This is a genomic window from Xenorhabdus thuongxuanensis, assembly GCF_001908095.1.
Classification (GTDB): domain Bacteria; phylum Pseudomonadota; class Gammaproteobacteria; order Enterobacterales; family Enterobacteriaceae; genus Xenorhabdus; species Xenorhabdus thuongxuanensis.
This window is the reverse complement of sequence record NZ_MKGR01000002.1, coordinates 161,230-185,836: the sequence shown is the minus strand read 5'-3', so window position 1 is coordinate 185,836 and position 24,607 is coordinate 161,230. Positions and strand designations below refer to the sequence as shown.

The 24,607-nt window shown below is 40.7% G+C and carries 38 protein-coding genes; 15 read left to right on the top strand and 23 right to left on the bottom strand.

Translation table 11 applies throughout. From position 1 onward, the window contains the following. Positions 1–98 precede the first annotated feature (98 nt). The 18 genes from Xentx_RS02330 to Xentx_RS02245 all read right to left on the bottom strand — a co-directional run bounded on the left by Xentx_RS02330 (position 99) and on the right by Xentx_RS02245 (position 10,421). Entirely contained in the window at positions 99–599 is a 501-nt protein-coding gene (locus Xentx_RS02330) for a DUF7823 domain-containing protein (RefSeq protein WP_139292413.1), read from the bottom strand. Positions 600–785: 186 nt separating this feature from the next. After that, a complete protein-coding gene (locus Xentx_RS02325; RefSeq protein ID WP_074018661.1) occupies positions 786–1,835 on the bottom strand; it encodes a DNA-methyltransferase in 1,050 nt (349 codons plus the stop codon). A gap of 105 nt (positions 1,836–1,940) precedes the next feature. Then, positions 1,941–2,141 (bottom strand): MarR family transcriptional regulator, encoded by a 201-nt coding sequence (locus Xentx_RS02320; protein WP_074018660.1) that lies wholly within the window; start codon positions 2,139–2,141, stop codon positions 1,941–1,943. A 197-nt stretch (positions 2,142–2,338) separates the two neighbouring features. After that, positions 2,339–2,899, bottom strand: a complete 561-nt coding sequence (locus Xentx_RS02315; RefSeq protein ID WP_074018659.1) for a DUF1133 family protein — start codon at positions 2,897–2,899, stop codon at positions 2,339–2,341. 34 nt (positions 2,900–2,933) lie between these two features. Beyond that, on the bottom strand, positions 2,934–3,233 hold the full coding sequence (locus tag Xentx_RS02310; protein WP_074018658.1) for a Ref family recombination enhancement nuclease: 300 nt from the start codon (positions 3,231–3,233) through the stop codon (positions 2,934–2,936). A 16-nt stretch (positions 3,234–3,249) separates the two neighbouring features. Next, entirely contained in the window at positions 3,250–3,843 is a 594-nt protein-coding gene (locus Xentx_RS02305; RefSeq protein ID WP_074018657.1) for a DUF1367 family protein, read from the bottom strand. Positions 3,844–3,946: 103 nt separating this feature from the next. Next, a complete protein-coding gene (locus Xentx_RS02300; RefSeq protein ID WP_074018656.1) occupies positions 3,947–5,146 on the bottom strand; it encodes a helix-turn-helix domain-containing protein in 1,200 nt (399 codons plus the stop codon). A 10-nt stretch (positions 5,147–5,156) separates the two neighbouring features. Continuing rightward, complete coding sequence (locus Xentx_RS02295) at positions 5,157–5,828, bottom strand: hypothetical protein (protein ID WP_074018655.1); 672 nt, start codon at positions 5,826–5,828, stop codon at positions 5,157–5,159. A gap of 88 nt (positions 5,829–5,916) precedes the next feature. Beyond that, positions 5,917–6,255, bottom strand: a complete 339-nt coding sequence (locus tag Xentx_RS02290) for a hypothetical protein (RefSeq protein WP_074018654.1) — start codon at positions 6,253–6,255, stop codon at positions 5,917–5,919. Further along, positions 6,248–6,487: a hypothetical protein gene (locus tag Xentx_RS02285; RefSeq protein ID WP_074018653.1), complete on the bottom strand. Its 240-nt coding sequence runs from the start codon at positions 6,485–6,487 to the stop codon at positions 6,248–6,250. The genes Xentx_RS02290 and Xentx_RS02285 overlap by 8 nt, the downstream gene beginning before the upstream one ends. Before the next feature lie 14 nt (positions 6,488–6,501). Continuing rightward, the gene (locus tag Xentx_RS02280; RefSeq protein ID WP_074018652.1) at positions 6,502–7,263 is read right to left on the bottom strand and encodes a phage antirepressor KilAC domain-containing protein; all 762 of its coding nucleotides are present in this window, start codon (positions 7,261–7,263) and stop codon (positions 6,502–6,504) included. Between the two features lie 16 nt (positions 7,264–7,279). After that, entirely contained in the window at positions 7,280–7,516 is a 237-nt protein-coding gene (locus Xentx_RS02275) for a hypothetical protein (RefSeq protein WP_074018651.1), read from the bottom strand. Further along, the gene (locus Xentx_RS02270) at positions 7,513–7,950 is read right to left on the bottom strand and encodes a hypothetical protein (RefSeq protein WP_074018650.1); all 438 of its coding nucleotides are present in this window, start codon (positions 7,948–7,950) and stop codon (positions 7,513–7,515) included. The genes Xentx_RS02275 and Xentx_RS02270 overlap by 4 nt, the downstream gene beginning before the upstream one ends. A gap of 51 nt (positions 7,951–8,001) precedes the next feature. After that, the gene (locus Xentx_RS19490; protein ID WP_074018648.1) at positions 8,002–9,159 is read right to left on the bottom strand and encodes a conserved phage C-terminal domain-containing protein; all 1,158 of its coding nucleotides are present in this window, start codon (positions 9,157–9,159) and stop codon (positions 8,002–8,004) included. Beyond that, the gene (locus Xentx_RS02260) at positions 9,159–9,443 is read right to left on the bottom strand and encodes a hypothetical protein (RefSeq protein WP_074018647.1); all 285 of its coding nucleotides are present in this window, start codon (positions 9,441–9,443) and stop codon (positions 9,159–9,161) included. Before Xentx_RS02260 ends, Xentx_RS19490 begins: the two co-directional genes overlap by 1 nt. A 10-nt stretch (positions 9,444–9,453) precedes the next feature. Then, positions 9,454–9,663 carry a hypothetical protein gene (locus tag Xentx_RS02255; RefSeq protein WP_074018646.1) on the bottom strand — a complete coding sequence of 70 codons (210 nt, stop codon included), beginning with the start codon at positions 9,661–9,663 and terminating at the stop codon, positions 9,454–9,456. A 19-nt stretch (positions 9,664–9,682) separates the two neighbouring features. Further along, a complete protein-coding gene (locus tag Xentx_RS02250) occupies positions 9,683–10,138 on the bottom strand; it encodes a toxin YdaT family protein (RefSeq protein WP_139292412.1) in 456 nt (151 codons plus the stop codon). 37 nt (positions 10,139–10,175) lie between these two features. Further along, positions 10,176–10,421 carry a transcriptional regulator gene (locus Xentx_RS02245; RefSeq protein ID WP_074018645.1) on the bottom strand — a complete coding sequence of 82 codons (246 nt, stop codon included), beginning with the start codon at positions 10,419–10,421 and terminating at the stop codon, positions 10,176–10,178. 173 nt (positions 10,422–10,594) lie between these two features. Here Xentx_RS02245 and Xentx_RS02240 point away from each other — a divergent pair, with 173 nt between their 5' ends. From Xentx_RS02240 to Xentx_RS02185, 12 genes are all read left to right on the top strand, one after another. Then, entirely contained in the window at positions 10,595–10,966 is a 372-nt protein-coding gene (locus Xentx_RS02240; protein ID WP_074018644.1) for a hypothetical protein, read from the top strand. Between the two features lie 866 nt (positions 10,967–11,832). Further along, positions 11,833–12,165, top strand: a complete 333-nt coding sequence (locus tag Xentx_RS02235) for a hypothetical protein (protein WP_074018643.1) — start codon at positions 11,833–11,835, stop codon at positions 12,163–12,165. Positions 12,166–12,178: 13 nt separating this feature from the next. Continuing rightward, the gene (locus Xentx_RS02230; RefSeq protein WP_244149805.1) at positions 12,179–12,427 is read left to right on the top strand and encodes a hypothetical protein; all 249 of its coding nucleotides are present in this window, start codon (positions 12,179–12,181) and stop codon (positions 12,425–12,427) included. 15 nt (positions 12,428–12,442) lie between these two features. After that, a complete protein-coding gene (locus Xentx_RS02225) occupies positions 12,443–14,251 on the top strand; it encodes an energy transducer TonB (protein ID WP_074018641.1) in 1,809 nt (602 codons plus the stop codon). After that, entirely contained in the window at positions 14,248–14,742 is a 495-nt protein-coding gene (locus Xentx_RS02220; RefSeq protein WP_074018640.1) for a siphovirus Gp157 family protein, read from the top strand. The genes Xentx_RS02225 and Xentx_RS02220 overlap by 4 nt, the downstream gene beginning before the upstream one ends. 43 nt (positions 14,743–14,785) lie before the next feature. Continuing rightward, positions 14,786–14,965, top strand: coding sequence for a hypothetical protein (locus tag Xentx_RS02215; RefSeq protein ID WP_074018638.1), 180 nt, complete (start codon positions 14,786–14,788; stop codon positions 14,963–14,965). 13 nt (positions 14,966–14,978) lie between these two features. After that, complete coding sequence (locus Xentx_RS02210) at positions 14,979–15,206, top strand: hypothetical protein (RefSeq protein ID WP_074018636.1); 228 nt, start codon at positions 14,979–14,981, stop codon at positions 15,204–15,206. Further along, positions 15,206–15,796 carry an HNH endonuclease signature motif containing protein gene (locus Xentx_RS02205; protein ID WP_074018634.1) on the top strand — a complete coding sequence of 197 codons (591 nt, stop codon included), beginning with the start codon at positions 15,206–15,208 and terminating at the stop codon, positions 15,794–15,796. Before Xentx_RS02210 ends, Xentx_RS02205 begins: the two co-directional genes overlap by 1 nt. Beyond that, entirely contained in the window at positions 15,789–15,980 is a 192-nt protein-coding gene (locus Xentx_RS02200; protein ID WP_074018633.1) for a hypothetical protein, read from the top strand. The genes Xentx_RS02205 and Xentx_RS02200 overlap by 8 nt, the downstream gene beginning before the upstream one ends. A 66-nt stretch (positions 15,981–16,046) precedes the next feature. After that, positions 16,047–16,244, top strand: a complete 198-nt coding sequence (locus Xentx_RS02195) for a hypothetical protein (RefSeq protein WP_074018632.1) — start codon at positions 16,047–16,049, stop codon at positions 16,242–16,244. After that, positions 16,213–16,449 (top strand): hypothetical protein, encoded by a 237-nt coding sequence (locus Xentx_RS02190; RefSeq protein ID WP_074018631.1) that lies wholly within the window; start codon positions 16,213–16,215, stop codon positions 16,447–16,449. Before Xentx_RS02195 ends, Xentx_RS02190 begins: the two co-directional genes overlap by 32 nt. A 1-nt stretch (position 16,450) precedes the next feature. After that, positions 16,451–17,629 (top strand): tyrosine-type recombinase/integrase, encoded by a 1,179-nt coding sequence (locus tag Xentx_RS02185; protein WP_074018630.1) that lies wholly within the window; start codon positions 16,451–16,453, stop codon positions 17,627–17,629. A 747-nt stretch (positions 17,630–18,376) separates the two neighbouring features. On the opposite strand, the gene aac(3) is transcribed toward Xentx_RS02185, so the two are convergent. After that, the gene (aac(3), locus tag Xentx_RS02180; RefSeq protein ID WP_074018629.1) at positions 18,377–19,198 is read right to left on the bottom strand and encodes an aminoglycoside 3-N-acetyltransferase; all 822 of its coding nucleotides are present in this window, start codon (positions 19,196–19,198) and stop codon (positions 18,377–18,379) included. Between the two features lie 451 nt (positions 19,199–19,649). Between aac(3) and Xentx_RS02175 the strand changes: the two genes are divergently transcribed. Both Xentx_RS02175 and Xentx_RS02170 read left to right on the top strand, forming a co-directional pair. Next, entirely contained in the window at positions 19,650–20,243 is a 594-nt protein-coding gene (locus Xentx_RS02175) for a lytic polysaccharide monooxygenase (RefSeq protein ID WP_074018627.1), read from the top strand. A gap of 145 nt (positions 20,244–20,388) precedes the next feature. Then, positions 20,389–20,784 (top strand): VOC family protein, encoded by a 396-nt coding sequence (locus tag Xentx_RS02170; protein WP_074018626.1) that lies wholly within the window; start codon positions 20,389–20,391, stop codon positions 20,782–20,784. Positions 20,785–20,930: 146 nt separating this feature from the next. Here the strand turns inward: Xentx_RS02170 and Xentx_RS02165 are convergent, their stop codons facing one another. Further along, a complete protein-coding gene (locus tag Xentx_RS02165) occupies positions 20,931–21,371 on the bottom strand; it encodes a lysozyme (RefSeq protein ID WP_074018625.1) in 441 nt (146 codons plus the stop codon). Between the two features lie 684 nt (positions 21,372–22,055). Here Xentx_RS02165 and Xentx_RS20055 point away from each other — a divergent pair. Continuing rightward, complete coding sequence (locus Xentx_RS20055) at positions 22,056–22,451, top strand: DUF6693 family protein (protein ID WP_415843314.1); 396 nt, start codon at positions 22,056–22,058, stop codon at positions 22,449–22,451. Between the two features lie 83 nt (positions 22,452–22,534). Here the strand turns inward: Xentx_RS20055 and Xentx_RS02155 are convergent, their stop codons facing one another. The 3 genes from Xentx_RS02155 to yfaE form a co-directional block, all read right to left on the bottom strand. Further along, complete coding sequence (locus Xentx_RS02155; RefSeq protein WP_074018624.1) at positions 22,535–23,176, bottom strand: glutathione S-transferase family protein; 642 nt, start codon at positions 23,174–23,176, stop codon at positions 22,535–22,537. Between the two features lie 136 nt (positions 23,177–23,312). Beyond that, complete coding sequence (locus tag Xentx_RS02150; protein WP_074018622.1) at positions 23,313–24,086, bottom strand: N-acetylmuramoyl-L-alanine amidase; 774 nt, start codon at positions 24,084–24,086, stop codon at positions 23,313–23,315. A 254-nt stretch (positions 24,087–24,340) separates the two neighbouring features. After that, positions 24,341–24,607, bottom strand: coding sequence for a class I ribonucleotide reductase maintenance protein YfaE (gene yfaE / locus Xentx_RS02145; protein ID WP_074018621.1), 267 nt, complete (start codon positions 24,605–24,607; stop codon positions 24,341–24,343).

The window sequence follows — 24,607 nt, the reverse complement described above, 5'->3', positions numbered from 1 at the left end:
GGAACAGGTAAATCCGCAACGCACCCAACACTTTCTCGGTAGTTGGCGACCAAAAACAAAAAGGCTGCATTAAGCAGCCTTGAATTAAATATGTAGATTTATTTCCAGTTGAAGCAGAAATGCAGTGTATTATTTATATTTTCTTTCAACAGAAAGCCTAAATTTCTTATGTCGTCATTATCAGATGTCCACCAACCATTATACGAACCGACGAATTCGTATTGTTGTTTGCCTTGGAAATAAATATCATCCGCACTACGACCAAGATTATAATTTGTATCATTAACAGTTATAATAAGATCTTTGTTAAATAATTCTACCATCTTCTGATAACCTGCTTGATTGTTATCGGAAGAGACTCTAATACTAATTGACATCCCATCATCATCCCATGAAAAATAAGAAAATTGAGCAATATCTGTTTCATTCTGGAAGTTAGTTAGTGTACCAAAAGGCCATGCATCTCGTAATTCCATATCAGCAAGATATCCAAACAAATGGATTTTAGCCGGCATTTCAGGACCTATATATGGAGGTGTAGCTCCTATATTAAGATCAAATGACAGCATGCAATTCTTTAGCTTATTAACATCAGACATAAACACCTCACTTTATTATTCGTTAAATGTAATTTCATCCTACTGCTAACTAGCCAGTTAATATTACTGAGGTCAGATTCTTATCTCAATTGAATAGCCTGTAACAGAATCAATACGCCTTAAAATAGGGTGGTGCATTATAAAGTTTATCTGTTAGTCGAGTGCGAGATTCAGTGCGGTGTAAACTCAAACTTTACTACTGACAGAAAGTATTTCGTTTATTTCCCGCTCGGTCTGCTTAAACCGGTCTTCTTCCAGCTCAACGCCCAAAACCCGACGATTGAGTTTCAACGCTGCTTTCAATGTTGCACCTGAACCCATAAAGAAATCAGCCACCAAATCCCCTTCACGGCTACTGGACTGGATAATATGTGCCATCAGCTCAGCGGGTTTTTCGCAGGGATGTTTGCCCGGATAATATTGGACGGGCGCAAATTGCCAGACATCGGTATAAGGCACGGCTGCGGTGACCGTGAACGAACGGCGCATTAAACCGTATTCCTGACGCAATTCTTCATATTGGCGCGATAACGTCAGGTGAGATCCCACCAGTTCATCATAGGGTTTGTTCAATTCGCCACACTGGTGCTTTTCGTTAGCGATACGGTCAAATAACACCTGCAGTTTTTGATAATCGACTTCATTGGGTAACTGCCATTGGCTATCGCTGAACCAGTGACTGGCCATCTGCTTTCCAGTGGCCTTGTGAATGTCTTTTGCCGTGATACCTAATGCTTTCCGTGCATCACGGAAATAATTTATTAGCGGTTTAAACACCGACTGTTTCAGCTCACGGCATTGTTTGAAATAGCCATCCCCTTTCGGGTGATACGGCCCTTGATAATGTTCGGCAAAAATGATGCGTTCTGTAGCCGGGAAATACATTCGCAGGCTTTCTTTGTTCTGCCTGCGCCATGGGCCAGAAGGCTTCGCCCAAATGATATGGTTCAACACGTTAAATCGTTCCCGTACCAGCAGCTCAGTATCAGAGGCCAGACGCGAACCACAGAACATATACAGGCTACCGTTGGGTTTCAGTACCCGCCAGAATTCAGCCAGGAGTTCATCCAGCCACGCGAGGTATGCCGTCACATCGTTCCACTGGTTATCCCAGCTGCAGTCTTTAACCCGAAAGTAAGGCGGGTCAGTCGCGATAAGGTCGATACAGTTATCCGGCAGGGTTTTGATAAATTTCAGAGAGTCGTCGTTAATTAATGTGGTACTACTTAAATTCACTGGCTATTCCATACATCGACGCTGACTGCTTCTCAGGAAAGCCACAGGGTGAAGGCTGGTGAAAGTACACCAGCCCCGCATTTCACCGCTTAAGACATTACCCCATCAAGGGCAACGTTTAAAAAACGTCTCATTGTCTCGGCTTTCCATCAGACCAGCCAGACAAAATTGAGTTAAAAGCAATTGGCAACGCGGCTTTGATAGTCCCGTTAAGGCAGAAATGTCTGAAACAGACGCCCAATCATACAGGGAAACTGTTTCTAAAACGCAGGAAGCTGTTGTTGTCATATCTTCATGTTTTAGCATGATAATTTTAACCTTTTGGTCAGTTAGTCGGCGTGAACACACATGTAACTCTGACCAAGCACAACAGCAAGTCTTATGTTTATTTAGGCATAAAAAAACCTGCTCTGGGCAGGTTCTTCTTTAATTTGGCCTTTCGCTTCTTGCGGATAGAACACCGCGAAGCTTATACGAAAATATTAACTCGATTGCTCAAAAAGTCAAACTTTTTTAATCGACATAACCTTTTGTCTTTCTAATTCATCACACATAGGCCGATATAACATAAATTCCGCTACCCTTAACCAGTTTTCAACCCGACGGCGACAGGTTGACAGTGACGTATCAGGATGGCGTTCGTGCATTTCAGAGGCAATGCCATAATAAGATTTCTTGTATATATAATGCTCTTTCAGAATATTCAACAAACCGCGATCATGTTCCATTACACGGCCAATCACAGTATCCATTTTTAACCCTTCCGCATCGGTACAGAACCATAAGCTACTGATCGCTTTTTTATCTTTCATCTGGCCAAAAATCTGCAATAACTCTTCTTTTGTCAGACCCGCCTGTTTCATTCTATTCATGGCCATACGTAAAGCTTTTTTGCTGATCACCGGCTCTGACAGTAAGCGGGAAAAAATACCTGCTGCCTGCGGCACTTTACGAATAGCGGACCAGTTTCCCCATACACTTAACTGACCCCGTATCCAAACGCTATCAAGGGTACGCAATCTCAAATGCTCTTCACCTTTTCCACATGTTGCCGGATAAATCATTCTGCGCCCCTTATTTTGATATTAACTGAAATCTTTACACCCGACATAACCGTACCTCTTTCACTTCCCTTTTAACCTGTGCTAACAATTCAATTTCTGTTCCATGGCTTGCCTGCCATGTTTTCGGTGCCGCATGGAATCCGGTTGGATAACACGCCCGATGATGGCGAGGACATAACGGCAGAACGGAGAAGTTTTCGGCGCGTTGTGCCATGCCCTGTCCGGTCCTCACATGATGAATTTCCGCTAGCGATGCACCTAGCCCCAGATTCCGGCAGGCAATACAACCGAGCGAGGCGACATCTGACAGCCACTGTTTTTCACTGTTGGTCATTGGTCTTGCCTCTCCCTTACGCAAAATCAAACAACTGAGCCGCCGCATTTTCAGCAGCGCCTCTGGTCGGGAAATTGCGATATAAGATGAAGTTCCACAGCACGTTCAGTGTGGATTGATAGAGTGCCTGAAATTCCAGCTCGTCCATTTTGGCGAAGCTGACTGAGCGGGGTTCTCGATACAAGCTGCCATCTGGCATTTCATAGGTGTCATAGTGACCGGATTCCACCGTCACCCAGCGCCTGAAAGCATCAAAAGATTTAGTGGCCGTAATGTTGTGAGCACGGTTTTTGGATAAGTCAGCAAGGTATTCATCAGCGGCAGATTGTAAAGCATCTTCATTGCCAGCGAAGTGAGCCAGAAATTGTACGTAGCCTCGCACAATCGCTTTTTCTTCGGGGGAGATCGTGCCGCCGGTAGGTTCCCAGTATTCAAAACCGAGATTCAGCAGGGCAAAGTATTTTCGGTGGAAACGGGGGTTACGGGCTTTCTTAAAATCAGCTTGCAGCACATCGCCGCATTTGATTTTCGAATGCAGGTATTCTCTGGCTGCTGGGGTAGCAGGCTGTAAGGTATTGTCGGAAATTTTGATAAAACTATGCTGCGCCATTACTGATCCCTTTATTAAGGTAATGGCACAGCAGCTTGTGTTTAGGTTCGGATGTTCAGACCGATAGGAATAGAATAACAGGTATGAGTATTATTTCCCAACTTTACTTTCCATTGAATAAGTTAACAACATTTGTATCTTGCTGTGTAGAGGATACATTAATACTATTTTTTAGCTGTATTCGGGACTTAAAATCAAGTACTTGTGATTCCGATAAGTACCCTTTAGGAACCGAACACAAATCCTCAAAATCTCCTTTTGGGAAACTAAATTCTTCAAGAAGTGTTTTTTTATTAAACACACCTGAATCCAGTAATAGATTCAGGCATCGAGGTAATAAGCGAACCGATTCTGGCTTTCTAAGATCATCAAGCGGCTCTCCTTTTCTCCAGCCTCTGGCAGAAATACTTTTATACAGCCTCTGATATTCTAACGGTGATATTAATTCCAAATTTCGCGCTCTCAAGATCATAGCTTGTGCAGACATCCCCCAACGACTTTTTAGCGCTAAAAAATTCTCTAATGTCGGATATGGTGGAAGCTCTACAGAAAATGATTCTTCCGGCAACATAAAACACGATGCAAACTTATGTGCCTGTTCTTCTATTGGAGTGAAATTAATATTATCAAATTTATTTATATATCGATGTAAAACTATATGGCCTAATTCATGAGCAGCATCAAATCGACTACGATAATAATTATCTTTGTCACTTGCTAATACAACATAAGGTCTAATCTCTATATCATTCCATTGAGAATAACCATCCATGACGGAGCTACCCTGTTCAAACCGAGAACAAACTATCCCTGCATTCTCCATTACAAGTAACAAATCATCTATCGGTGCAATACCCAACCCCCATGCTTTCCGGCATTCAAAAGCCATTTTCTCAATTAGCTGATCATCTATGGCTCTGTAGTCTTTTACATCAAGGTGAGGAATATTAATTTCTGGATAATCAATGTATTCTTGCATCTTACATGATAGTTCCTGGAACCATTCCATGTATCGCTTTGCAGTGATACATAAGTCTTTTGCCGTGCTTGAAAGTGTTCGGAAGAATACTGGTTTCTTTTCATACTGAACAATAGGCTTGGTAAACCAACTTACCGGGCAATTAAGAATTTGACTTAAGCTATGCAATACTTCAGCATCCGGGGAATGATTACCGTTCTCCCACTTGGTAATCGTCGATGGTGAACGTTCCACTAACCTGCCAAGGTTAATTTTCGATAATCCCCTCGCTTCTCTTATCTGTGTCAGCCTTTCGGGTTGGAAACCAGAAATTCCCACTCTCATAATGTCTCACCTATTTACTTTCCTGATCCTTCAGGCGCTGTTTAAGCTTAGGTACAACCATATCAGGAATAACTACCTTCTTCTCTCCAGTGTAGAGCATCAAAAGCTCCGTGACAGATTTATCGTAGTGATAACCTTTCATGTCAGTGAAAGGAACCACTATCCTTAAATCCATCATGCTGACCTGAGATTCATGATATGGTGGGTTAATATTTATTAACAACATACCTAACGTATTAATATCATTATGCTTACTATCAGTTTCCTTAAAAAGATCCGGCGTATATCCTTCAAGCTCTTCATTTAACTGAGCTATTAAAGAACGATGTTTAGCTTTTCTTACGCGGAATTCATCATGATTGATGCCGATTCGGCTAATTTTAACACCTTCTGACTCAATGATAATGTAACTCTCTCCTTTGGGATATGTGTCAGTATCGTAACAAATATGACCTGAATTAATTGCCGCCTTTCTTAGCGCAGAGTTGAGAGCATAGTGCCTAATCTGAGGTCTGAGTCTATACTGCTCCGGTTCTCCCAGCTTCAGAATATCACCTACAATAACTTCCTGCGCTGCAGCGTATGCAGCAGGCAATTCATCTTGGAGATTAAGCCAAAAATCGCGCCTGAAGGCATTCATAACTAAGTTGTTAATATCGTCTTGTATGTCGTTAATGCTCATTTAGATACCCTGATTTCGTTAAGCAGATTTCATGGTAGTTTTTTTTCGTTTTGAACGCAAGTAACAAGCTTAGTCTGTAAGCTGTATATTACAAATACAGCTTCAGCGTATGCCAGCCCAATGTATTCCAGCAGGCGGCTTCCCCTGAAAAACAGCATGCCATCACGGGTAACGATTCACCGCATTTTTCACAGCATTGTTGCTGTAGTTTGGTGAGCATCCTTTTTAATGAACGGTCATCCATTCGAATGAGCATTGTGAGATATTCATTGACGTCATAAGGCTCTCTGCCCGGTCTACGCAATGTACAATTGCGTTTAAGCATCTCCAGCTCTTGGTTGTCGAGCAACAATTCTACCTTAGTGACGCCAGCTTCCTGCTGGCGTTGACGTTGGGCGGCTTTACGTTCTGCAGAGGATTTAGCCATTGTTAGGCGTCCTGAGCTTGTAAACCGAATTGAGGGTTCGGATAAATCCATCAAAATTAAAAGAGTGAATATTCTGAACGGGAGACGTAATGATTTCAGCGCCATCAAACCAGCGCTGATGGACATCATGGTAAATACGCCCGCTAGCCCGAAAATCACAGTTGCCATAGAGAATAAACCCGGTCAGCTCGATTTCAGCCGTGTATGCCATGCTTTCTGTATTTAGTTTCATTGGTCTTGCCTCTCTTAGTTAGTCGAATTTCTCAATGCCCACAGTTTTTGTAATTGAATTAATCCCTTGCCCGTTACCAGTGAGGTGATACATTCCTGAATTCCACGTTCCGGATGTTCCCAGCTACCTAATTTCACATCCATCAAGCCAGCCTGTATTTTTTCCTGATACGGTTCATTGCGGCGAGTGATCCAGCCGATTTGTCGCAGGAACGTGAACAGCCGGGTTCTACCTGTACCTAAAACCTTAGCCGCCTGAGCGATACTGAGCGCACCATGTGACGCAGAGACTTGGTCATGAAATTCAACCTTCGGCGCATCTTCGAAGATCTGGTGTTCTAACTGATTCACTGCTAATGATAACCGCTCTTTTTCTTCCTCAGCTTGCAATACCATCATGGCCAATTGCTTGGCGTTGGGTAGTGCTGGTTGTGGTGTTGTCAACTTGCCAGAACGGTAGTCGATAAAAGTCTGGTTAACCTGCAGACGGAATTTTGGAGAAATCCAGCCAGCATACTCAATGGCTAAAAGTTCATGAGCGAAAGTGCCTCCAGATTTGCCCTCTGAACTAACTAGACAAATTTGTCCAGTTTGAATTTCTAACTCAGAAATCAAATCCTTAGCTGTTTTGTTACGAAAGAACTTAGCTGGTGCTTTCTCATCACCAAGTCCACTTGCCCTATGCAACGCATTCAAATTGAAGCGTCCTTCTGCATCGGTGGTAATTTCAACGCCTGCGATAACAGGCTGATTCTTTTCATTTATCACATTTAACATCACGTTATTCCTTTGTTTAGAGTTTCATTACATCACGCCAGTAATTCAGGCGGGTTTTAAAAAATGCTTGGTATTCGTTGGAAATTCGTTCAATTTCCCTAAAAATGATGACCCGATTTATCTTCCTCAGTTTGAGCTGTTTGATTAACCGACTGGCCCTTAAATCCAGATGTTCCAACTCACGATATTCTGGGGGCCATAATCCCCTGTTATGGGGTAATTCCGCAGGCAAATAATCAGACTGCCTGCTCATGGCTGCTCCTTAGATTCTGCCGAAAGACGTTTAATGATCGCTTTTTCAGTCGGTCTCGGTGCAGCCATGACCTGTTTGTAGATCCGCTTTTTCTTCGGCGTATCGCATACCAAATTACGCTGGACAGCATCGAGGGGCATTCTCAGCAAAACAGCAATACTTTCCGGCGTTCTGCCAAGACGGGATAACTCATAAATTCCTCTGACAATAGCTTGCCCATAGTGAATACGCTTACCGATACTGATACTGGGTTCAGATACCCTTGCAGGCTGGGAAACCTGAGTTAGTTCCGGTTTGGGTTGGAAGGGCTGACGACTGCGTGCCCGTGCAGCCTGATTCAGATTATCGATAATATTGGCTGAGTGGTCGCAGCCATCATCCGTAATATCACGCCGATCAAGGATCAATTTGTTGACATTGTTTTCGTTGTTCATAAGGTCTTGCCTCGTTTGGGTTTTTCCGCTTTTGGTCAGAAAGCGTTTTGACTATTGGTCAACATGTTGCTCTTTCGCTGCCTGTTCTGCGGCCTGTTTCCAGATCCCACGCCAAGCCGCTAGTGCAGGAACTTCACTCATCCTCCCTATCCCGGCTTTACGTGCCAATTGAGCTGCCAGTTCCTGAATCCGGTTCGCTGGATTCCAGCCGGTTGAAAACAAGAGCCGGAATGTGGCATCACGCTCCACGGTATCAATGGTGATGCCCGTTTCTCCGGCTTTCAGCCAGCGACCATTGACACAGGCAGGACGTCCCGCTTTGTCCCACTTGCACGCTTTATCGAAATACTCCGTACAGTTCTCCGGGCCAAACAGGGTCTTCGGGCGTAAGTAATCCCGCATCTTGCCATCATCCCGCCATTTGGTCGTCAGGTAGTCAGTGATGAGCTTCAGGTCGTCCACTGTATAACCATCGCCCAGTCGGGCACGGATATACCCCATTGTGGTTTTGCCATCACGGTAGTTAGAACCGGTCACCTGATTGAAATAAACCAAGACTTGTTGAGCTGGGTTGTGGTCGGGTTCCGTGGGAACCTGACAAGAAGAGTTAGTCTCTGTAGTAATCTCTGTAGTAATCTCTGTATTTGTCTTACGTTTCAACGTAGGGGCTATTACGTCTTGACGTAACCCCTCTTCCATTTCAACGTAACCCCTATTACGTTTCAACGTAACAGGGGGAGAAGAAACAGACTCATCTTTTGTTTGACAATCACTCAAAGCATTAGGGTTGATTATATTTATTAGTGTGTCCACTACCGGTTCGATGAATAATACATTGTTAACAATTCCATTAGCAGTATTAATCTTTCTGAGTTCCAGTGTAATGAATCCATGATCGCGAAGGCGTTTTAGTGCATCCGTAACTTCTCGCTTTGTAAAACCGAATTGATCCGAAAATGATTGATAAGAACGCTGTAATTTATCGCTATGAAAACGCTTTCTAAATCCCTTAAGCTCACCAGTGAGTTCATCTCTGATTTCGGTTGGTCGATACCAATACACAATTTCAGATAACAAAATAATTGCTGTGCTATCCGGTTTTCCTGATGGGAATTTTATAAATTGCCACCAAACAGCCGGAATAACGTTACCAGTGATATTTATTTTACCTATTTCACTCACTACAGGAGTAATGTTCTGCTTATCCATTACACTAATTCCTGTAATTCATAGGCACGAAAAGGCTCTGTTTTTACCTTTCCATCAGTGATGGTAAATATTTTTCTTACCTTTATAATACCATGATTTTCAAGGTTTTTAGTTTCTCTAAAAATAACCATGGAATGACAACAACAAAAATGTGCCATGTCTTCATGAGAAATGATCCTTTCTCCAATACCGTCCATATTTCCGCTATTGAGAATTTTCAGCAATATCAAACGATGAATAGGATTTTCAAATGAAAGCTGATTAATTTTTTCCAATATACTCATCTCAGCCTCCTCATTTTTTAGCGATAGCACAGCATGCCTTCTGATCTTCATCAGATGACAGATTTTCAGTGCTCAGTGTTGATTTATTTTTTTCATCATTGACTCGCGTCGCGAGAGCCGCTTCCTTACGGCTTTCATAGATGGGTAAAATTTCTTCACGTGTGGCGGGGTTACCGTTCAGACGAAAGCCGTCACGATAGGTAATCGTATCGATTATCATTGGTCTTGCCTCTTATGTTTTAAACGTTGGTCAGACGCGGTATTGCATTTAATGCTGTTATCGCATTCATTATTTGTCGTGACATGTCACGGCCTCCTAAAAGCGTTTCACTCATTGCCGCAGCAAATTCTTTAATCGCAATTGATGCAAGATAATTCAAATTATCTTCACTAGTCAACCTCGCTCGTCGTTCTATCGGTAATGCCGCTTCAATCGCTGGCAACAGTTCCGTGATCTTGCGTTGTGCCGCAGTCGAATCACTGCGCAACCAGCGGAAAATTTGCTGCCGGTTATTATTTATCGCTTTCCAATCAGCATTTCCTGTTGCGTCCTCAATCTGGCGTAACCGATGTTGGGAACAATCCGCACATAGCAGGAAATACATACGACTCACTTCAATGGCTACATGCTCCTGACCTCGCTCCATGGCCCAAGCCTCAACTTCGGCTCTGAGCGTATTGATATCTTGCTCCACGATTTGCGTCTCCTGTCGCAATGTTGATTATTGAAAATCAGATTTTTACTGATACCTCAGTTATATTCATTTCAGGCCATATTTTTTGCCAATCATGAGGACGAAGATCTTGCCTTGTTACTTTCCCATCAGTGGCCTTTTCAATATCAAAACATCTAGCAGGAGGAACTGGAGCATGCCCATGTGCCATTTGAGATAAGTAGGAACTGGACACTCCTAGTTTTTCGGCAAGGCGTTTAGCTTCGCCACGTTTCAAAGTGGAAATGTAATCATTAAGTTTCATAGATACCTCTTCATTGGAAATGACAAGAGTTTAATAAACACTAAACATTTGTCAAGTATTTGCTTGTTTAGTGAATACTAATCAAAATCTAGCAACACGTGGTGTTATTTTTCTTAATTTAGTAACACGTGGCGTTACTTTGTTTAATTTATATACATGGATCTTTAGAAAAAATGAGTATTAAAAATATCAGACAGCAACGTCTAAGAGATTGGTTTTCTGACAGAACTCTTCCTGAAAAAGAGAAGAGCTATCTGTCACAACTTATGAATGGCAAGGCATCTTTTGGAGAAAAGGCGGCAAGACGGTTAGAAAGGGACTACCACATGCCAGAAGGCTATCTGGATGTTGATTCGAACGACGCAGAGTTAATAAATCCGCTACAAGTTACATTAACACCTAGACAAAAAGTTTTGTTGGAATTATTTGAGGAATTGCCAGATAGTGAAGCCACTGCTCTGATAAAAAATCTTGAAGAGAAAAAACAGCACTATGATAATTTACTAGAAGAATTATTACATAAAAAGAAGCAAAAGAAAGCATAGGAAAGAGTCATTCACTGACTTTTTCCTTATTTATCAATTTAGTAATTATTATTCCAGATAATATCATCATCCAAACATCTCTACTCATAATTAATTAGATGAATAGATAGTCGTATCAGGCATACGTGCAACTATCTACAACTAAAATTACCCAATATTTTCCTTAACAAGGAAAAACCAAACTCTACCCTATATTCCAATAATAAAAATATAATCAATAAAATCAATTAATTAATCTTAAAACACCAACCAATCGCCCTCCTTTGTTTAATTTTTACTTTACTTTTAGTTTATTAATTACTAAACTTCATCCCATCAGCAAACAGGCAGGACGCCCACGAAGTAGCCGCTACCGGCATATGAAGAGGTAGATGATTTGCCCAGACAATACGGCACAGCAGCCGTTTAGGTTAAGTGTTCAAGATCGAATTTACCGTTTCAGTTGTCATAGAGGAGGAGAACCTCAGCGCTCATTGCGACCTGCCATGATTACCACTCGATGACGACTGATTTTATCCCAACACCAGGGAGCCAGTTGAAGAGACCAATCACCATAGAGTGAAGCGTAAGAGGCAACTAAACCGGTCGTCAACCTTGACCAGGGTAAAGCGACGCTGGATAGCGTAACCAGCACTTTTTAGTACGGAGACCACCATCAAATTGATGGTACGCAAGAGGCAATAATAAACCTGACAGCCTGGAAAGACAGGCTCTTTACAACAGACGTAAAAAAACCCACCAAAGTGGGTTCTTTCACCCCGAGTCGCCGACCAAAGCTATCGGGATTTCTTACGACGGAGACCAATCCGTCGAAGAGGCAAGACCAATGATAACTCATCGATCCATGACAATATATAGGAGTTGCTATGAAAGCACAACCCAAGACACTCAAAATTACCCTCTATGTTTATGCCAAAGAAGGTGTTGACAGACAGGTTGAGTTCACCACGTTTACCAATAAACCGGTTAACACTGCCTTTTGGGGGGCATTAGTTTCTCAGCATGACGTGGAAATCACACTCCCGTCAGTCAACAAGTCTGATCTCGTCCAGGCACAGATCAAAGGGCTCGAGGCTGAAAAAGAAAAGGTTCTGGCCAATGCGCAGGTAGAAGTGAACCGGATTGAAGACCACATCCAATCACTCTTATGCATTGAAGGTAAACCTGTTTCCACTTCCGATATGGAGCTGCCTTATTAAATCCAGGTGAATGATGCAAGATATCAATGATGCGATTGAAATGATTCTGGATGCAGGCTTAGCTGCTGTTGAGCACGAAAATAACAGTGATTTCGTGAAAGGGGTAACACATATCTCCATTCTTGGCGGAAAGCGACGGGTGGAATATTACCCGACTACGGGGATGGTTTACGCCAATCCCGTCAAGGATCTTTATTCCACTTTCCGACTGCCCAAAGCCGGCATTCGAAGAGCCATCAGACTGGCTAAAACAGGCAATTAACAAGAGGCAAGACCCATGACAACTTATGTTTGTGTATTTGAGCCGATCCAAGAGGCTCAACAGGACGGTGCGGTATCTTTAGCCATCGCCCTTGAAGCCAACTCCATCAAAATGGCTAAAGCATTAGCCATCGTTCATCTGGGTGATGAGTACCCGGAGAATATGGATAAATTTAACACCGATACCCCGATTATTTGTGAAGACCGGGTCGGTTCTCCTCGCCCATCCGTGGGTAAATTTGATGAGAAGTTTGCTGCTGAATATGAATTCAATGGCACAACATGGCAGGCCAGAAGCCCCAAATTTGCCCAAGACCCTGAAATTCATGAGCGTGGGTTTACCCACACTTATACCACTCTGGATTTAGAAATTGCGCTGGCATTAGTGGATGGGGATTTTTATTGCTGGGAGATCCGCTCAAGGGAAATGAGTGCCGCGAAAAAGCTGATGGCCGATAACGATGAGGTATGGCGTCGTTGGTCTACAGCATTTCGTATCAGAACCGACGCTTTGTCTATCCCACGCGAAACGATTTTCAAGGTCGTGCGCGAAGGTAAACAGCATCCTGAATTTCTGGCCGATGCTAACGCGATGAAAGCATTTTTAAACCATACCTTAGGTGACACTAGCATCGCTGAATTACAGGATAAGCCTAACGAGCCTGCATCAATACCAGAAACCTCAACAGAAAACATCACGGCCGATGAAGTTGAAACCCAGACAGTACCCGAAGTGAAAGCGGAAAAGAGCGAAACTAAACCCCGTAAAACCAGAAAGACCAAACCAGCCAAAAAGGAAACCGTACCGGAAACTGAAGAAATAGCGCCAGAAGCTAATGAAAACGAACCAGAAATAGAGAAAACCGTACCGAAAACTAAGAATACCGCACCAAAAACGGCGGCAAATGATGAAATCACCCCATTACCGTCAGTCGGTAGACAGAACGCCAGTAATGATAATTTCCAGCACCGTGCTGATCTGTTGGAAGAAACCATTAAGGCACAGGGTAATGAACAACAGGCCAACCTTCGCATCTGGAAAGCGGTTCAACGTACCGATCCCCGCTTTACCAAACCATTGGAAGGCGTAGGCTATACCGGCACCAGTATCAATAGTAACTATATGCTGATGCGAGCAACTGAGCAATTTGGCCCAGCAGGTGGTAGTTGGGGATATCAGGTTCTGGAAGACAAGATGCTGGACGGTGCTCCAATGACTGAACCTGTTTATGACGCCAATAACAAGCAAACGGGTTTTCGTTTACTGCGTGATGGCGATGGTACTTTAATATGTGAACAAAACCACTCTATCAAGATCTTATTGTGGTATCCACTTGGGGACGGCACCCGTGGTGAGATCGAAAGTTACGGTGCAACACCTTACCGCTATAAGACTAAAAATGGCATCAAAACAGATGGCGAAGTGATTAAAAAGAGCCTGACAGATGCCATTAAAAAAGCCTTATCCATGCTGGGATTCAGTGCCGATGTCTTTATGGGTATGTACGATAACCCAGAATACCAGGCTGAAAACAAGATTGAATTTGGTATCAAGGCCGCCAGTGACAAAGCCGAAGATCTCACCCGTCTGCGTAAGGAACTGGACGAAAAGTTTGCACGTAACACCGAGACCATGAAAACGGCGATCACTAAAAATGAGCTGAGGGGCATTGCATCCACCCTCACCCGTGAAATCGACGTGCATCTCAAGAACGCGAAGTCGCTTGGTGACAAAGAGTATGAACGTTACCTGTCGGGCCGCTTACGTCGTTTGACTGAAATCGAGAAAGATTGTTTAACCCAACTGGAAGAGGCAAACCAATGACCACCGCTATTGCATTAGCTGCTGATTATGATCAATTGCAAAAACTGATAGCCGCCGGTGAATTTTCACCGGAAGCCATCGCCGATACACTTGAAGGTATTGAAGGTGCTTTGGGTGACAAACTGGATGCGGTGATGACCCATGTCCGTAACCTTGAAGGACAGGCCAGAACGCTGGACGATGAGGCCAAGCGACTGACTGAGCGTAAAAAATCCTTTGAAGGTCAGGTCAAACACCTTAAGAAGTACATTCTGGATTGCTTACTGAAAGCAGAACTGAACGGCCTTAAGACCACGAAAAATACCTTTAGTGCGCGTCAGGGCGTCGCCAGGATCATTATCGATAATGAGATGTTACTGCCCGATGAATTAGTGGATGTTCAAACCATTACCGCACCGGACAAAAAAGCCATTAAAGAAGCGATTGAACGTGGTGAAGCCGTACCGGGTGCGCATATCGAAATCGGGGAAAGAAGTTTGCAGGTTCGTTAACCATCAGTTTATGCCCGATGATTCGGGCATTGAGGAGCATACAATGGCAGCAAGACTTGAAGTCAGTATCTTTTATAACGAAGAAATCAAGCAGTGTGAAGTCACTTGGTCAGCAGATGGTTCCGATGATCTCGCGCCAATGGAAAAATCGATATTGGAACAACTAACAACTACCCTGATGAACCAACTAAATTCCGGTACTCATCACGGTCAATTGCATTAAGAGGACCAGTACGATGAAAAACAATCTGGAAGATCTGCACAATCATCTGTTTGCTCAGTTAGAACGTCTCTCTGATGAAGAGCTGAAAGGTGAAGAACTCAAATCTGAAATTGCCCGTGCGAAGGCTGTTTCGGACGTTGCCAACCAAATCGTGGAAAACGGCAAGCTGGCACTCACGGTGCAAAAAATGTTGGGTGATAACGAAATTCAATCCGCCCCCAAATATCTGGAGGTTAAATAATGGCGCATTTTGTCTATACTCCTGAAATGGAAGGTTGGATGCGGCAACATTATTTATTGCGGCTGGATAAACTCACCTTCGCCTTTAACCAGCAATTTAATGTAACCCGTTCCTCTGAGGCCATTAATGCGTTACGGAAACGCTTAAAATTGAAAACAGGCCGCAGCGGTTGTTTTGTGAAAGGCCACTCTCCGGCCAATAAAGGCACAAAAGGATTAACCAGTTCAAATTCAGGATCATTTAAGAAAAATAACCGTCCCCATAACTATCTGGCTATCGGTAGTGAAGCCGTGACCAAGGACGGTTATATCAAAATAAAAGTGGCTGAACCCAATAAATGGAAACTGAAACATCGGGTAGTTTGGGAACAACATTATGGCCAAATACCCAAAGGCGGCGTGATTAAATTTATCGATGACAATAAACAAAACTGTGTCATTGAAAACCTGATGCTGATATCGCAACAAGAAAACGCCGTCATTAACCGATATTATGCGAATGCCCCCGCTGAATATAAGCCGACCACTGTTCAGCTCGCACGTATAAAGATGACCATTAGAGATAAAACAAGAGGCAAGACCCATGCTTAAACATCAACATAAACGCTACCAGCCTATCAGGCTCATTCTGCCCGATGGTACAAGCGGCCAAATCATCACTGACCGCCGCTGCGCCGTCTTCTACGACTTCCCGCCCGAAGTAAAAATCGAGCCGGTTGACAACCCCCAGAAGGCAGAGGCCGACAGTTTATTCCTTGTCCGTAAACTTGATTAAGCGTAATCAGATATTTAGCCACGTAATCACTAGCATGATGGTACATCCACAGAACGGAGCACCATCATGCAACCCTGGCAACCGGGACAACAACTATTAACTAACTTCGATATCAAGCTGGGACGATTAGCGGCCAGTGTCAAAAACACGCCCTGTGATCAGGTCGATATTATTCGCGCCTGTGACATCGCTGATCTGCTCATTTTATCGATGATGAGGCAAGACCAAGACCATGAAAACAAATCGCGGAACTATTTCACATGATAAATTAATGAAAGCCAGCGCGTGGGGTAACAGAGAATTTGAAATAGGATCAATACCTGATAACCGAACCATTAAACGATGGATAGAGATAGGTCAATTAAGAGGGAAAATTGTCGATGGTTCGGCATGGGTTTATTCATCAGAAAGATGGGGCGTTGATTCTCTTATTTCATCACAAGTAAACAAGTTAATAAAAGATTCATAAAATGGCTGGACGTCCAAGAAAAAAAGAATTCAGGCACTTACCTGACTATCTTTATTTTGATAAATCCAAAAATGAATATCGGTTAACCCTTGTTAATGGAAAGCGTAAGTTTATTGGTGGCGACAAAGCAGTCGCTATCGCTATTGCCAGAGAATACAACAATGTGATGAGACCGGAACAATCCGTCTGTATTTCTTCCTTACTGAAGGAGTCAGGCGGTAAATTTGGTGAATCATTACCTTTCTCTGATCATGTTGATAAACTCTTCGACAGAATTATTTTGGATGAAAAACCCGCAGCAAATACCCTTGCTGACTGGAATAACAATATTGAAAGAATCAAAGAGTTTTTTACTGATATTCCCTGCATGGAAATATCGCTTGAGCATGTTAACGAATATCTTAATAAGTACCATACAGATGCGTCTGCTAATGTCCAAAACAGAAAGGTATCTTTTTTAAAGAAACTCTTTAGCTATGCTGTTGATGAATCTTTGATGCTTGATAATCCGGCAGAACGCAAGAAACGTAAACGGACAGATAAAAAAATGCGCCGCCGATTATCACTGGAAGACTTTAAAAAGATACGTATCGCTGCAGAACCGTGGTTACGAACAGCAATGGATCTAGCACTGCAAACTACTCAGGCCAGATTAGAGGTTTCGCGTATCAGATACAACATCAAATCCCCACAAGAAGGTGTTTGTGGTTGTATGTGGTATCCAGAACCGCAAAATGGCATTTATGGGATGCTTTATATTCACAGGCAAAAAATTCAGGATAAAGAAGCGTCTCACGTTGCTATTCCTATCGGAGAGAAGTTAAAACAGATTATTGATGATAGCCGGGATTCTATTGCTAGCCCGTATGTTGTTCATCGCTTGCCAATCAAGCGTCCGAACAAGATTAGCTCAGAAGTCCATCATCCTACTCAAGTTGCACCAGACTATCTGAGCCGGGCATTTTCGGCGTTGAGAGATAAAGTGGGTGTTACTGCACATTTGCCGATTGCAGAAAGGCCGACATTTCACGAGATCCGTGCACTGGCTGCACACATGTTTAAAACTAATGGATTAGACCCACAAGCACGTATGGCACACAGTGATGCAAAATCGACAAAAGTCTATACTCAGAACCATGTTGAATGGGTAGAAGTTCCTCACGGAGAGATAGCCATTTAGTATGGTAAAATAGATCCTAACTCATTGATGTATAAAGTACGAATTTTGCAGATTATGCACTGTTTGCAAAACCAGTTAAAACGCCTTAACTCCTTGCTACATAAGGCTTTGAGAGTGAAATAATCGCATTCATGGGGTGTCGGGGGTCGTAGGTTCAAATCCTATCATGCCGACCAAATTTCCCTAGAAAAACCAACCTGTTACGGTTGGTTTTTTTATACCTCAAATTTGCCATTGGTAAAATTCTGGTTAAATGGCCGACGGAAAGTGGCAAAGATCCACTAACTTTTGAATGAGTTTTATTTCTGTTTAAAGATGTGTGAAACTTCTTTTTTTTGCTGTTTTTTTCAATGATTTCAAATTAAAATTTATTAGAATAATTGTTTATTTATTCACTCCTATACATTTTCAGAACAAAAAGACACTCCTTTGAGCAGAAAAGAAGTAGAAGACATCCGTGGCAACAGCACATTCATAGCTGTTCCTTACAGAATATAAATAAAGTTCAGGGAGAGGAAGAGGTTACCCTGACATGGCTTTTGAACATGTGTGGAAAGGCTGGCAGGAATATTTAACCCTGTGATATTAGGGTCGTTTAATAACTATACAGTATTACTATATTAATGAATAAAATAGATTTTCGATATAACATCAATGAATTGCGAGCCATTATTGTTCTTGGCATTCTGATATTTTTCCATGTTGTCAGGTGAATTTATAGAAGTTGATATATTTTTTGAACTGATGTCACGATCGATAATTCTCCATCCAATATACTGCATAATTCAATATCTCTTTAGCAGGTACAAGCAGTGTATTAGCAGATCCAATAATACCTTCGATAATCACCTCTGAATGCGCATGACAAAAATGCCCAACAATATCTTTAAAATAATCTTGATTAAATTGTTCACAAACAGGATCTACAGTATCAAATTCTTCTAACATCACCCATTCTACTTGGTTATTTTGCAATAGTGGGATCTCCATTTTTCTAATACGCTTGTTTGGAATATTTGCCAAATGTTCAGCATGATGCAAAAGGCTCATGGTTTCATATGGAGCGCCAACCATAAGAACTTTTCCCTGACGCTCCACCAATTTTGCAAATGGTGAATCATTACCATAGCCATAATCTAATGAATGATTCTCTACAAAATACTCAGCATTATTTCCAATAGCGACTACAGAAGCGCCAGGGTTTTGACTTCGAATAGCTCCTTTGGTTGTCCTGACACACTCAGAGAATACACCATGATCTCTGCTTGCTCGTGAAAATAATCGATCATATGGCATGATTTCAGATTTTAATTCTGATGGAACATGACCTCTTACATCAAAACTATCTTCATAATTTTGTTCCCAATTTGTATAACACAATAATACTCCTCCAACTCCCAAAACAGTTAAAATAGCTTGGATAAGATCATCTGCACCATTCAAACAGTTGCCAACAGATCGCATAGCAACATGAGCCATAACAACATCACCTTGTTTTATGCCTATCTTTTGTAGCTGCTGAACAAGTATCGATTTTGTCCAATATTTATCTTCACCCACTTGGATCATATCTCTAACCCTATGTTGATTTTGAGACTGTTCATATATCACTCTCACTCTTTGTTTAAGTTTGGTTTATTGCATATTATTCAATTTGGAGCTACCTTATTTAGGTGTACTCAAAATCCTACTTGTTTAGTACACCCTCATTTGCTTCTTATTTTGCTCTTCCCCTCCCTGAATTCAGGGAGGGATTTTTGTTTTTAAAAATACTTTCTAAAACAGAATCTTTCCTACCATATGTCATTGTGTCAGAATCAATGACAATTATATCTCTCAATAATATCTTTCTGGCATACCTCTATCATAAATTAAGTATTTATAATCATATAATTTTGTTATAAATATTTCCATGTACTTCCATTATAAGAAATTTAAATTTCATCAATGATTAATATAATAATAAGAAAATAAATTCACTTATTTTACAGTCAAGTAAGGAAAAAATAGGAAATTCATCATGAATATTAAAAAGTCTCTACTTTTGGCGGGATTGACGGCTTTTAGTTCTATCCCATTCTCTAGTATTGCTGAACCAGATTCAAATCATGGATATGTCGACACACCACCAAGCAGGGCACTTTTATGCCAAAAAAGCATCAATAAAAACTGCGGGCCTGTCACGTACGAACCACAATCGGTTGAAGGCCCCAAAGGCTTCCCACAAGGGGGGCCACCAGACGGACAAATCGCAAGTGGTGGTGTTGGTCAGTTCAAACAACTCAATGAACAAAGTACAGACCGCTGGCATCATGTCGCTATCAATAAAGGAATCAACAAATTTAATTGGACAATAACAGCCCGGCATAGCACTACTTCATGGCAATTCTATATTACCAAACCTGGCTGGGATCCAAACAAACCTCTAACACGCTCTCAATTTGATCTAAAGCCTTTCTGTGAGCGTTTTGATAATGGAAAAAGGCCAGGCCAAACTGTCTCTCTGAACTGTGATATTCCCGATCGTTCAGGCTACCATGTTATTCTCGGTGTGTGGACAATTGCTGATACCACTAATGCCTTCTATCAAGTTATTGATGTTGATATTAAATAATATTTTTAATCATACTAAAATTTTATTTATAAATATTATCTGAGTACAAAAAGTGCTGGCAAATGACCAGCACTTTTGTCTAAAAAATTAAAATACTTTTCAGATAATATATATTCACCTAACACAACTCTACACATAGAAAAATATGAAAAAATCAACTATTCTTAGGATTGCCAGACCAACAGATAATCTTACTAAAATTGCAGAAATGTATTGTCATGGCTTAGATTTTATCGTACTAGGAGAATTCAAAGATCACGATGGTTTTGATGGTATTATGCTAGGGCATCCCAACCATTCCTGGCATCTTGAATTTACTCATCACCACAATACACATGTTGGTAAAGCCCCAACTAAAGATAATTTATTAGTATTTTATATAGAAGATGAACTTGAATGGCAAGAGCACGTACAATTAATGCAAAATGCCGGGTTTATTCTCGTTCCTTCTTATAATCCTTATTGGGATAAGAACGGAAAAACTTTCGAAGATATCGATGGTTATCGTGTTATATTACAACATGGTACTTCAGAAATTTAGTTATTTATTTTACAGTTAATTTCTTATCAAAAGGATTACATCCTTACCATATTGATCGTTTATTCATTAGGCTATTAGTGATAATTTGATTAAACTTCTACTTTTTATTTCTGATAGCCTAAAAAACCACCACAACATTTATTTGATCATGTTATTGATAAGAATGTTTTCTGCGCAGATTCACTTCGCATACGCAAAGCTACTAATTCTTTCCCATTGACACTATTCCATTTCACAAACTCCTTTGCTGCACCTTGGTAATCACCTGTATTCAATTTTTTCAACAATGTTGAATGAGTAAAATTACCTATCCCTAAATTGAAAATAAGCGAACATAAAGCATCAAATTGCCCTTGTGTTAGAGGTACCTTAACTAACTGCTGAATAGCTGCATAAACAGGGATAAAATCTTGATGTAAAAACTCCTCAGCCTGTTGCGTAGTTATCACTTGTCCAGACTCAACTCCTTTTGTATGACCATATCCAATTGTCCATGGTGCTGCTCCAGTGGCAGGATCTGGATACGCTTTCAATTTCAAGCCTTCATAATTTTTGAGTTTATTAATACCGCTTTCACTGATTTTCATTCATTTTTCCCGCTACCAGATTGAGCACCAAGATTATTTTTGGTTTAAAAAATAATCCAGAGATCAAGTGTAGATGAAAAAACAATCAATAAAGCTACAATTATACTGGGTGATAAAATCTCTACAAAAAACAAAATAAAAAATAATACTTTAAATATCAATAAATTATTATTTTATGCAAATTTTTTTTAATTTTTAAAAAAATATTTTAATAAATATCTTGACTCTTTTGCTTTTGAGCATAAAATCCTCCTCAGAATTTAGATTTTCGTGAAGTAAATCACAATTTATAACCCTCAAAGGAAATCATCATGAAATCTGTAAAATCTTTCCTCTCAAATGTACACTGCGTTGTTATCCGGTTATCAGCAACTCGTTTTATGTAAGAGCTGCTATAATATAAAAATAAGCCAGTCGAAAACTGGCTTTTTTATCGTCGCTACAGACCTAAGGTAAATGCTTTCTTGCCTGTTTCATTATTTACATGCTATTCATTGAACTTCTGTTCCGAAAAATTTGTCTTAATATGCCTAATAAATTTCAAGTCGCAATACTGCGACAAGGCAATGGCACCTCACTAGCATAGATAATTCTATGTAACTGAATAGTTATCAGGCGAGAAAACAACCAACAAAGCAGCAACCTGCAAAATCAAAATGAAGGCATAGATTTCATAAATTTTCTATGCTGACTGACTTGCAATATTTATTTAAATATCAGGAGAACACTATGAACTTAATGGACTTTCGTAGTCTGAAGTTAAAATCAGAATTAGGGATACTTGAGATTATTTTACATCTCGTCATCTGGTTTCTGATTATTTTATTTACATTAGGTTTAGGTGCCTTCGTGTTTCCCTACTATATGACTCGTTTTATCATTAACAAAACGCATGTTATAGACCGAGATAGTGGACAAATCATCGGCAAATTAAATTGTGAGATCAGTTTAGTTCAAATAATTGGATATGTTGTGATTTGGGCTATTCTCTCTTTTATTACATTTGGTCTTTTATATTTTGTATATCTTTACAAAATTATAGCGCATTGCATTAATCATACACGTGTGATCTCTGCATAAAAATTAGCAGAATACATAATCACAGGCATAATCCTCTTATGCCTGTCATCATTTTTTCGTTTAAGATCTCAAAAATTGTATGTTCAGATGATTCTCAATTCTTCATAAGAAACCATGACATATTCTCTAAAAGCGTGTCTTTCAGTTAATCTATCGTAATAATTAATAATTTCAGGATGCATTGGACGATTAATTTTTATATCAAAATACCGATAGAGTATGTGGCCAAATTGTATATCTGCAAGAGTAAAATAATCACCAGCAATAAATTTATGTTTCTCAAGCTGCATTTCAGCAATATTTAACATATTGCCTAATTTATAAATTGCTTTAGCTATTTCTTCCTGATCTTGATGCTGTGGTGCAGTACGAACTACTCGCCAGAATATAGGAGCAGTAAAATTAAGAGCTATATTTATTTTCGACCATTCAGCCCACTTATCTATATGGGTACGAGCTACAAAATCTTCCGGCCAAAAAGGCGCTTTAGCATATCGATTAGCAAGATAGCGTAAAATGGCTCCTGTTTCCCAAATTGGTGCGCTATCACCATCCTTGATAACCGGTACCGTTCCATTCGGATTCATGGACAAAAATTCTGCTGTGTTATTACCACCATATTTATGCCCAATATCATAGCGAGTAAAAGGAAGCCCTAATTCACCAATACACCACATTAATGCCTGAACATTAGATGAAGTTTTTCGCCCCCAAACCTTTATCATTTAATTATTCCCCATCAATAGTAACCAATTAAATCATAATTAAAATTATTTCTATACTATATTTTCTTCATCTTTCAAATTGCAGCTCAATTAACAAACTGCAATCTGGCATCTATAAAATATATTTCATTAGAAATTAGGATTTATTATCAAAGTATTTTTCAACCAAGGCATATAAAATGGCGATGGTTTCTATATCTGGTACACCGTCATAATATGATTGACGGAAGTGCATTTGGAATGCTTTAACTAAGGATTGAAAATTTTCTTCTTTTTCTGCACCTGTGATGTCATAACCATAACACTTAAACTTTTCTAAAATCTCGGTGGTATCTGGTAGGCAATGCCCGAATTGTTCAATATATTTCTGCTTAGTTTCTTCGTCATACCATGCACCAACTCCTGCATCATATAATTCTTTCCACGGAAAAGATGGACCTGGATCAGTTTTTCTTTGCCATGAAATATCTGAATGTCCTACAACATGAGTCGGTTTAATATCTGGGTAACGTTGTAATATATTGATGGCTAACTCTTTAAGAGCAGAAATTTGATCAGGGTGATAAGGAGGGAAAGTGAAAACGCCATGATCATCACTGGCCTCATTCACAATCTCAATACCTATGGATGTATCATTCAACCCTTCTCGCCCAGCCCAACAACTGATTCCTGCATGCCAGGCTCTTTCAAGTTCATCGACTAAATTGAATATGCGAACTTTATCAAATCCAGCTGCTTGATAAGTCGGATCATCTGGGGTGGGAACTAGGTAATGAGCACTGACAAGCTCTCCAGTCAATGCCTGAATAGATTTCTCAAAATTCAATACAGTATAGTGCATAACTAAAAAACAGGAACGTCTGTTAAAACTTTTGGCCGAACGATATGAATTATAATCAATTTTATACATCATTGTTCTCCTTCATTTATTTTGCTGGGTAAAACTGTAAGTATCAAATCACCTCTAATCCGTTGTTGCCAACAGCATAAAAGGAACAAACATAGCAATAAAGGTTTTGTTTATTTATTTTTGGAATATCGTGAAGAGATAAGTGGAAAAATGGTGGGAATATGGACATACCGTCGTGATGATCGATATGTCCACAATCAAGAATAATTCGAGGTCTGTTGCAGCAGTAATAGGATTGGCTAATTTAAGAGAAATTAAAGCTCAATTTCAATATCCGTCAGTGGATAACAACTACAGGGTAAAATTTCCCCTTCATTAACAAACGCCAATGGCTTACAAGGATAACCAACCTTCCCTTTGACCAGACGAACACGACAAGAACCGCAATATCCCTGCCGACATTGGTATTCAGGCTGAACTTTGCCGTGCTCCAGTGCTGCCAACAAATTGTCGTGCAAACCAGAAGAATAATGGATATATAACCCCTGCCGTGACGGCAGGGTGACTTTGTAATCAGCCAT

Excerpts from the sequence above, each read along its gene's own strand:
- Xentx_RS02185 (WP_074018630.1), top strand. The coding sequence starts at position 16,451 with ATGGCTGGACGTCCAAGAAAAAAAGAATTCAGGCACTTACCTGACTAT.
- Xentx_RS02295 (WP_074018655.1), bottom strand. The coding sequence starts at position 5,828 with ATGAGCATTAACGACATACAAGACGATATTAACAACTTAGTTATGAAT.
- Xentx_RS02200 (WP_074018633.1), top strand. The coding sequence starts at position 15,789 with ATGCTTAAACATCAACATAAACGCTACCAGCCTATCAGGCTCATTCTG.
- Xentx_RS19490 (WP_074018648.1), bottom strand. The coding sequence starts at position 9,159 with ATGGATAAGCAGAACATTACTCCTGTAGTGAGTGAAATAGGTAAAATA.
- Xentx_RS02320 (WP_074018660.1), bottom strand. The coding sequence starts at position 2,141 with ATGCTAAAACATGAAGATATGACAACAACAGCTTCCTGCGTTTTAGAA.
- Xentx_RS02175 (WP_074018627.1), top strand. The coding sequence starts at position 19,650 with ATGAATATTAAAAAGTCTCTACTTTTGGCGGGATTGACGGCTTTTAGT.
- Xentx_RS02230 (WP_244149805.1), top strand. The coding sequence starts at position 12,179 with ATGCAAGATATCAATGATGCGATTGAAATGATTCTGGATGCAGGCTTA.
- Xentx_RS20055 (WP_415843314.1), top strand. The coding sequence starts at position 22,056 with ATGCTGACTGACTTGCAATATTTATTTAAATATCAGGAGAACACTATG.
- Xentx_RS02195 (WP_074018632.1), top strand. The coding sequence starts at position 16,047 with ATGCAACCCTGGCAACCGGGACAACAACTATTAACTAACTTCGATATC.
- Xentx_RS02205 (WP_074018634.1), top strand. The coding sequence starts at position 15,206 with ATGGCGCATTTTGTCTATACTCCTGAAATGGAAGGTTGGATGCGGCAA.
- Xentx_RS02290 (WP_074018654.1), bottom strand. The coding sequence starts at position 6,255 with ATGGCTAAATCCTCTGCAGAACGTAAAGCCGCCCAACGTCAACGCCAG.
- Xentx_RS02155 (WP_074018624.1), bottom strand. The coding sequence starts at position 23,176 with ATGATAAAGGTTTGGGGGCGAAAAACTTCATCTAATGTTCAGGCATTA.
- Xentx_RS02255 (WP_074018646.1), bottom strand. The coding sequence starts at position 9,663 with ATGATAATCGATACGATTACCTATCGTGACGGCTTTCGTCTGAACGGT.
- Xentx_RS02210 (WP_074018636.1), top strand. The coding sequence starts at position 14,979 with ATGAAAAACAATCTGGAAGATCTGCACAATCATCTGTTTGCTCAGTTA.
- Xentx_RS02285 (WP_074018653.1), bottom strand. The coding sequence starts at position 6,487 with ATGAAACTAAATACAGAAAGCATGGCATACACGGCTGAAATCGAGCTG.
- Xentx_RS02245 (WP_074018645.1), bottom strand. The coding sequence starts at position 10,421 with ATGAAACTTAATGATTACATTTCCACTTTGAAACGTGGCGAAGCTAAA.
- Xentx_RS02170 (WP_074018626.1), top strand. The coding sequence starts at position 20,389 with ATGAAAAAATCAACTATTCTTAGGATTGCCAGACCAACAGATAATCTT.
- Xentx_RS02220 (WP_074018640.1), top strand. The coding sequence starts at position 14,248 with ATGACCACCGCTATTGCATTAGCTGCTGATTATGATCAATTGCAAAAA.
- Xentx_RS02310 (WP_074018658.1), bottom strand. The coding sequence starts at position 3,233 with ATGACCAACAGTGAAAAACAGTGGCTGTCAGATGTCGCCTCGCTCGGT.
- Xentx_RS02150 (WP_074018622.1), bottom strand. The coding sequence starts at position 24,086 with ATGTATAAAATTGATTATAATTCATATCGTTCGGCCAAAAGTTTTAAC.
- Xentx_RS02225 (WP_074018641.1), top strand. The coding sequence starts at position 12,443 with ATGACAACTTATGTTTGTGTATTTGAGCCGATCCAAGAGGCTCAACAG.
- Xentx_RS02165 (WP_074018625.1), bottom strand. The coding sequence starts at position 21,371 with ATGAAAATCAGTGAAAGCGGTATTAATAAACTCAAAAATTATGAAGGC.
- Xentx_RS02280 (WP_074018652.1), bottom strand. The coding sequence starts at position 7,263 with ATGTTAAATGTGATAAATGAAAAGAATCAGCCTGTTATCGCAGGCGTT.
- Xentx_RS02190 (WP_074018631.1), top strand. The coding sequence starts at position 16,213 with ATGAAAACAAATCGCGGAACTATTTCACATGATAAATTAATGAAAGCC.
- Xentx_RS02240 (WP_074018644.1), top strand. The coding sequence starts at position 10,595 with ATGAGTATTAAAAATATCAGACAGCAACGTCTAAGAGATTGGTTTTCT.
- Xentx_RS02300 (WP_074018656.1), bottom strand. The coding sequence starts at position 5,146 with ATGAGAGTGGGAATTTCTGGTTTCCAACCCGAAAGGCTGACACAGATA.
- yfaE (WP_074018621.1), bottom strand. The coding sequence starts at position 24,607 with ATGGCTGATTACAAAGTCACCCTGCCGTCACGGCAGGGGTTATATATC.
- Xentx_RS02330 (WP_139292413.1), bottom strand. The coding sequence starts at position 599 with ATGTCTGATGTTAATAAGCTAAAGAATTGCATGCTGTCATTTGATCTT.
- Xentx_RS02235 (WP_074018643.1), top strand. The coding sequence starts at position 11,833 with ATGAAAGCACAACCCAAGACACTCAAAATTACCCTCTATGTTTATGCC.
- Xentx_RS02270 (WP_074018650.1), bottom strand. The coding sequence starts at position 7,950 with ATGAACAACGAAAACAATGTCAACAAATTGATCCTTGATCGGCGTGAT.
- Xentx_RS02315 (WP_074018659.1), bottom strand. The coding sequence starts at position 2,899 with ATGATTTATCCGGCAACATGTGGAAAAGGTGAAGAGCATTTGAGATTG.
- Xentx_RS02275 (WP_074018651.1), bottom strand. The coding sequence starts at position 7,516 with ATGAGCAGGCAGTCTGATTATTTGCCTGCGGAATTACCCCATAACAGG.
- Xentx_RS02260 (WP_074018647.1), bottom strand. The coding sequence starts at position 9,443 with ATGAGTATATTGGAAAAAATTAATCAGCTTTCATTTGAAAATCCTATT.
- Xentx_RS02215 (WP_074018638.1), top strand. The coding sequence starts at position 14,786 with ATGGCAGCAAGACTTGAAGTCAGTATCTTTTATAACGAAGAAATCAAG.
- Xentx_RS02305 (WP_074018657.1), bottom strand. The coding sequence starts at position 3,843 with ATGGCGCAGCATAGTTTTATCAAAATTTCCGACAATACCTTACAGCCT.